The organism is Paenibacillus sp. sgz302190 (genome assembly GCF_059820445.1).
In genome coordinates, this window is sequence record NZ_JBZYAO010000022.1 from 129,605 (window position 1) to 136,011 (window position 6,407).

At 54.7% G+C, this 6,407-nt stretch carries 4 protein-coding genes; 3 read left to right on the plus strand and 1 reads right to left on the minus strand.

Annotated elements, in window-relative coordinates; translation table 11 throughout:
• The first annotated feature begins 3 nt into the window (after nt 1-3).
• Nucleotides 4-1,605, plus strand: a complete 1,602-nt coding sequence (locus AC6RNO_RS23010) for a response regulator (protein ID WP_474682931.1) — start codon at nt 4-6, stop codon at nt 1,603-1,605.
• A gap of 88 nt (nt 1,606-1,693) precedes the next feature.
• On the opposite strand, the gene AC6RNO_RS23015 is transcribed toward AC6RNO_RS23010, so the two are convergent.
• On the minus strand, nt 1,694-2,620 hold the full coding sequence (locus AC6RNO_RS23015) for a helix-turn-helix domain-containing protein (protein ID WP_474682932.1): 927 nt from the start codon (nt 2,618-2,620) through the stop codon (nt 1,694-1,696).
• 122 nt (nt 2,621-2,742) lie between these two features.
• Here AC6RNO_RS23015 and AC6RNO_RS23020 point away from each other — a divergent pair, with 122 nt between their 5' ends.
• Both AC6RNO_RS23020 and AC6RNO_RS23025 read left to right on the plus strand, forming a co-directional pair.
• Nucleotides 2,743-4,083 (plus strand): glycoside hydrolase family 30 protein, encoded by a 1,341-nt coding sequence (locus AC6RNO_RS23020; protein WP_488435667.1) that lies wholly within the window; start codon nt 2,743-2,745, stop codon nt 4,081-4,083.
• A 34-nt stretch (nt 4,084-4,117) separates the two neighbouring features.
• Nucleotides 4,118-6,127, plus strand: a complete 2,010-nt coding sequence (locus tag AC6RNO_RS23025; protein WP_497106892.1) for a beta-galactosidase — start codon at nt 4,118-4,120, stop codon at nt 6,125-6,127.
• Nucleotides 6,128-6,407 lie beyond the last annotated feature (280 nt).

Genomic DNA, 6,407 nt, shown 5'->3' on the forward strand with positions numbered 1-6,407 from the left:
AAGATGATCAACCTGATGATCGTTGACGATGAAGAAAGAGCCCGCACCGGCATCCGCACGCTCATTGACTGGACGAAGCACGGCGTCGCGATTGCGGCCGAAGCGAGAGACGGGGCCGAGGCGCTGGAGCGGCTGGCGGAACATCATGTCGACATCCTGCTCACGGACATACGGATGCCGGAAATGGACGGGCTGACGCTGATTGAAAAGGTGGCAGCCCAATACCCGCATATCAAAAGCGTCATTATGAGCGGATATGACGAATTCGCCTACGCCAAAAAAGCGCTGGCGATCGGGGCCAGCGATTATCTTTTGAAGCCGAGCAGGAGGCAGGAAATTTTGGACACGGTGCTCAAGCTGAAAGGCGAGATCGAAGAGGAGCAGAGGCAGACTCAAACGCTGGAGCACTTGAAAACGAGCTTCCGCGAAAGCTTGCCGCTGTTGACGGAGAAGACGCTCGCCCAGCTTGCGCTTGCGGATCACGCGCCTTATGAGCGGCTGCTGGACAATTTGCGGATCAACGGCCTCGAGTTCCCGCATCTGTTTTTCGGCGTTGCCGTCCTGCAGATCGATAACATCCATCTGCTGCGGCGCCAGTATGGGAACGCGGACACCGAACTGTTCAAATACGGCTTGAAAAACATCGCCGAAGAAACGTTTTCCACGGTATTCCTGTGCGCCGCTTTCGAACATCACGATAATATCGCCGTCATTTTCAACACGGAAGAATGGATCGGCACGGAGGGGCTGCTCACGCATGTGGAAAAGATGCAGGGCAACATCCGCAAGTACCTCAAATTTTCCGTCTCGGCCGGCATCGGCAGCTTTGATAAGGGCATCGGCCATCTGCGGATTTCTTACCAGGAAGCGGTCAAGGCTTTGGACTTGAAATATGTGATCGGCACGGAAAAGATCGTCGATTACAAGGAAACGGTGGAGGCGGACCCGGATTCCACATCTTATCCGCTGCCGCAAGAGCGGACGATTCTTCGTGCCGTTGCGGCCGGCGACCGCGAAGCCATTCTGGTCAGCCTGAAAGAGTTTAACGAAGCGCTGAAGCCGGAAAGCACCTCCAAAGAGCACGTGCAAAAATCGACCTTGGCGCTGGTCTTCGCGTTATTCCGGTTTTGCATCGAGAAAAACATCGACACCGACGAGGTGTTCGGTCAAAATCTGGTCGAGCTGACGCACATCGTCGAGCATTCGAGCATGGATTACATCATGCAGGCGCTTTCGGAGGCGCTGCTGCGGGTCAGCGAGCAAGTCAGCGCGAAAAAGAACAGCAACAAAATGTTTCAAGCGGCGCTCGATTACATCCGGCTTAACTACCGCAAGGACATCAGCCGCGAAACCGTCGCGCGGGAAGTGTTCATCACGCCGGGCTATTTAAGCCTTCTGTTCAAGCAGGAGCTCAAGACGAGCTTTCTCGATTATTTGCACAAAATCCGTATCGATCAGGCATGCGTACTGCTGCACAACCGCGGCATGAAAATAAGCGATATCGCCCACGATGTCGGCTACAATGACGAGAAATATTTTTTTCAGGTGTTTAAAAAATACGTCGGGATGACGCCCAGCCAGTACCGGAACAATCTGGAAGGCTGAGCGGATTGTAACGAACCGCCCGCCGCCCTGGCGGCCCAGCGGCACGCGCGCCCCCGCCGCTTAGCGGCAGCGCCCGCCCCCCGCTCGCCTAGCGTCGTGCGGGATTGTCGTGCAGGGGGCTGTTCGCTTTGCGGTACTGCAGGGGGCTCATGCCGGTCCAGCGCTTGAACTGCCTGCTGAAGTGGGACAGATGCGAATAGCCCAGCATTGCGGCGATTTCACTCAGCGACAGGTCGGGCTGCTGGATCAGCACTTTGGCTTCATGCAGCTTGAGCTCCGACAAGTACTGCCGCGGAGACATGCCGAACACTTTGCGGAATACTTCCAGCCCGTAACCGGGACTGATCCCGAGCATTGAAACGATATCCTCGATGCGGAACGCTTTGTCAGCCGCTTCTTCGCTAAACGGCTTATGCGAATTGATCGTCGCCTTGATCGCTTCCGCGATCGCCTTGGCGTACTGCACGGACGCGGGAGGGATGGTCTCGCGGCTCTCCTCCGCCGGAAGGACGAGCTGGGCGAGCGTTCCGAACAGCTCGAACAGCGTCGATTGCAGCCGGAAGCGGTCGGCGGTCGTATATTCGCGCTGCTGCTGCACCATTTCGACCCAACGGTCGAGCACGTTGCGCAGCTTGCCGTTTTCCTCGGCCGAGGAAGGGTACAGGATCCTGGAGTTTTTGATCATCTCCTGGCGGAAGAGCGGATCGTCCACATTGAAATGAGCCGTAAAATACGTCATTCCTTCTTCCGAAACGCAGCGGTTTACATGCTTGAACCCCGGCGGGATCAAAATAATATCGCCTGCTTCAAGCAGGTAGCGGTTATTCCCGATGACCGTCTCCTGGCATCCCTCAAGAATGAGATTGATTTCGAAGCCAATGTGGGAATCCTTCGGCACTTCCCAGTTTTTTTGCACCTTTTGCAGGTGGGCCCCGAAAAATTTGACGTTCCAATCGATCACGGGCAGCCAGCGGGCATTGTGAAGCCAGTTCAAAACGTATTTTTGCTGATCCATATCGGCTCACCTTGGTTTTGGGTAAATTTAACCTTGTTTGGACAATCTGCTGTTGTGCTACTCTCAATCTATAATAAACAATAAGCAGGATCAAGTTCTCAGAAACGGAGATGGAGGATACTATGGAAAACGCTAACATTCGCTGGGTTTCGAGCACGAAACAGGCTCTTTGGACAGACAAGCCCGCCCCTGGCGCGGCCGCAGGCGACGCGAATCTCACCATTACAGGCGACACATTTCAAGAAGTGGAAGGCTTCGGCGGTTGTTTTAACGAGCTTGGCTTTGCCGCTTTAAGCCATTTGCCGGACGAAGAAAGAGCCCGCGTCATGCATGCGCTGTTTCATCCGGAGGGAGAGCACAGATTCAGCATCTGCCGTCTGCCGATCGGCGCCAGCGATTATGCGCTGGAGTGGTACAGCTTGAACGAAACGGACGGGGACCTCGAAATGAAGCATTTTTCCATCGAGCGGGACCGTCAATATTTGATTCCTTACATCAAGGAAGCTTTGACTTACAATCCGGATTTGAAATTTTTCGCTTCTCCCTGGAGTCCGCCGACCTGGATGAAATTCCCGCGAGCGTACAACTACGGAACTTTGCGCTGGGAAAAAGAAATACTCGAAGCTTACGCGCTGTATTTCGTTAAGTTTGTGGAAGCTTACCGCAGCGAAGGCATCACGATTCATCAGATTCATGTGCAAAATGAAGTGGTTGCCGATCAGAAGTTCCCATCCTGCCTGTGGACGGGCGAGCAGCTGCGCGATTTCATCCGCGATTATTTGGGGCCGGCTTTCGAGAAGCACCGGATCGATGCGGAAATTTGGCTCGGGACGATCAATGCGCCGGAACCTTGGCAGGAATGGCTGAAGAAAACGACATCAGATTTCAATGCCTACGCGTTTACCGTGCTGAGCGATCCGGAAGCGTACAAGTATATCAAAGGCGTCGGCTACCAATGGGCGGGCAAATACGGCATTCAGCGAACCGTGCAAAGCTACCCGGAGCTCCGCTACATGCAGACGGAAAACGAGTGCGGCGACGGCACGAATACGTGGGACTACGCCAAATACGTATACAATTTGTATCAGCACTATTTTACAAACGGCGTGAACGCTTATATTTACTGGAACATGGTTTTGGAGCCGAAAGGGCGCAGCACGTGGGGCTGGGAGCAAAACTCGATGATTACGGTCGATCCGGCGGCCCGCCAGGCCACGATGAACCCGGAATATTATGTGATGAAACATTTCTCGCACTTTGTTTCGCCGGGCTCCGTACGTCTCGGCTTACAAGGCCCGTGGACGGGAAATGCGCTTGCTTTTGCAAGACCGGACGGGGACAAAGTGGTCGTGATCGCCAATCCGTTCGCGGAAACGAGAGTTGTGCGGCTATCGGACGGCGCGCAAGTGCGCGATTTTGCGCTGGAGCCCGAGTCGTTCAATACGATTGTATTCGCCAAATAAGCTAATAACGACCAAGTAACCGGAGGTGCTTGCCATGAACGAATTATTATACGGCGCAGCGTATTACATTGAATATTTGCCTTACGACAGATTGGATCAGGACATTCGGATGATGAAGGAAGCCGGCATCACTTTGGTGCGGATCGCCGAGTCGACCTGGAGCACGCACGAGCCGCAGAACGGTGTGTTCGAGTTCGCGCATGTCGACAGAGTGCTGGACGCGATGCACGAAGCCGGTATCAAAGTTATCGTGGGAACTCCCACGTATGCGGTTCCGACCTGGATGGTCAAGGAGCATCCGGACATTTTGGCGGAAACGGTCAAAGGTCCGGGACGCTACGGGGCCCGGCAAATTATGGACATTACCAATCCGAAATATTTGTTTTACTCGGAAAGAATCATTCGCAAGCTGATCGGGCGCGTCTGCGGCCACCCTGCCGTTATCGGCTATCAGGTCGACAATGAGACGAAGCATTACCATACGGCCGGCCCGAACGTCCAGTTCATGTTCGTGAAATACATGAAGGACAAGTTCCAGACAATTGAACGCCTCAACCATGAGTTCGGGCTCGATTACTGGAGCAACCGCATCAACGGCTGGGAAGACTTCCCGTCCGTCGTCGGCACGATCAACGGCAGTCTGGGGGCGGAATTCGCCCGGTTCCAGCGGAAGCTTGTGACCGATTTTCTGGCGTGGCAGACGGCGATCGTGAACGAGTACAAGCGTCCGGGGCAGTTTGTAACGCATAACTTCGATTTCGCATGGAGAGGCTATTCTTTCGGCGTCCAGCCGGATGTGGATCATTTTGCCGCGTCCGCAGCTTTGGATATCGCGGGGGTGGACATTTACCATCCTTCCCAGGATAATCTGACCGGAGCCGAAATTTCGTTCGGCGGGGATGTGACCCGTTCCCTGAAAGCGGCGAACTACCTGGTGCTGGAGACGCAGGCGCAAGCTTTTCCGGACTGGACTCCTTATCCCGGACAATTGCGGCTGCAGGCGTTCAGCCATCTCGCTTCCGGGGCGAACATGGTCTCGTACTGGCATTGGCATTCCATCCACAACTCTTTCGAGACGTACTGGAAAGGTTTGCTAAGCCATGATTTTGCGCCGAATCCCGTTTATAATGAGGCTAAGACGATCGGCCGCGATTTCGCCCGATTGTCATCGCAGCTCGTGAATCTGCGGAAGACGAACCGGGCGGCGCTGCTCGTCAGCAACGAAGCGCTGACGGCGATCGAATGGTTCCCGCTGCCCGGCCGCCAGGTCAACTATAACGATGTCGTAAGACTGATGTACGATGCGCTTTATAAAATGAATATCGGCTGCGATATCGTTCATCCGGGCAGCGCCAATTTGGCGGACTACGACTTGCTGCTCGTGCCTGCTCTGTACGCGGCGTCCGATGAGCTTCTCGAACGTCTGAACGCTTTTGTCCGGAACGGCGGCCATATCGTGTATACGTTCAAAAGCGGGTTTGCCGACGAGCACATCAAAGTCCGCAGCACGGTTCAACCGGGCGTGATCGGCGAAGCTTGCGGCATCGGCTACAGCATGTTCGTCGAGCCGAAGTCGGTCGCGTTCAAAGGCGATCCATTCGAAGTCGGAGCGGACGACAACCGCGTGGAGACGTGGATGGAACTGCTGACTCCGACGACGGCGGAGGTGCTGGCCTCCTACGACCATCCGCATTGGGGAGCGTACGCGGCGATTACCAGGAACGCGTACGGAAAAGGAACGGCAACCTACATCGGTTGTCTGCCAAGCGCCGCCGTCATGAGCAAAGTGCTAGAGTCCGCGGCGAAAGAATCCGGCCTTTGGGGCGCCGACCAAGCTGTTCGTTTCCCGCTGATCGTGAAATCCGGCGTAAACGGCCAGGGCCGAACCGTCCGCTATTATTTCAACTACTCCGACAGCGCCGAATCGTTGGATTACCCGCATGCGGACGGGACGGAGCTGCTGAGCGGCGAGTCCGTGAAGCGGGGACAGGCGCTGCAGCTTGAGCGCTGGGGATTTGCGATTATCGAGGAAACGGAAGCATAATCAGGCTGCCCGAGAAAGTCGCGACACTTAGTTAGGGCTATGGGAAACAGTGAGCCCCTAATTGGAGGGACAGCCGCTTTTTCTGGGTGCGCACCTCTCCTGGTGAGGTCGCGAAACTGAACAAAATGGGCAGGAGGCATCGTGGTAGGGAAAAAACCTGCGAAAGTACAGGTTTTTCCCACTAGCTTTGCAACAAACCTGACATGAAAAATTTTGTTTCAAAATGTTCCTAAAATTGTATTTTATTGATACTTTTATCTGGTGGATCATTAAAAAATCT

Coding starts and splice junctions, on each gene's coding strand:
- AC6RNO_RS23010 (WP_474682931.1), top strand. CDS start 4: ATGATCAACCTGATGATCGTTGACGATGAAGAAAGAGCCCGCACCGGC.
- AC6RNO_RS23015 (WP_474682932.1), bottom strand. CDS start 2,620: ATGGATCAGCAAAAATACGTTTTGAACTGGCTTCACAATGCCCGCTGG.
- AC6RNO_RS23020 (WP_488435667.1), top strand. CDS start 2,743: ATGGAAAACGCTAACATTCGCTGGGTTTCGAGCACGAAACAGGCTCTT.
- AC6RNO_RS23025 (WP_497106892.1), top strand. CDS start 4,118: ATGAACGAATTATTATACGGCGCAGCGTATTACATTGAATATTTGCCT.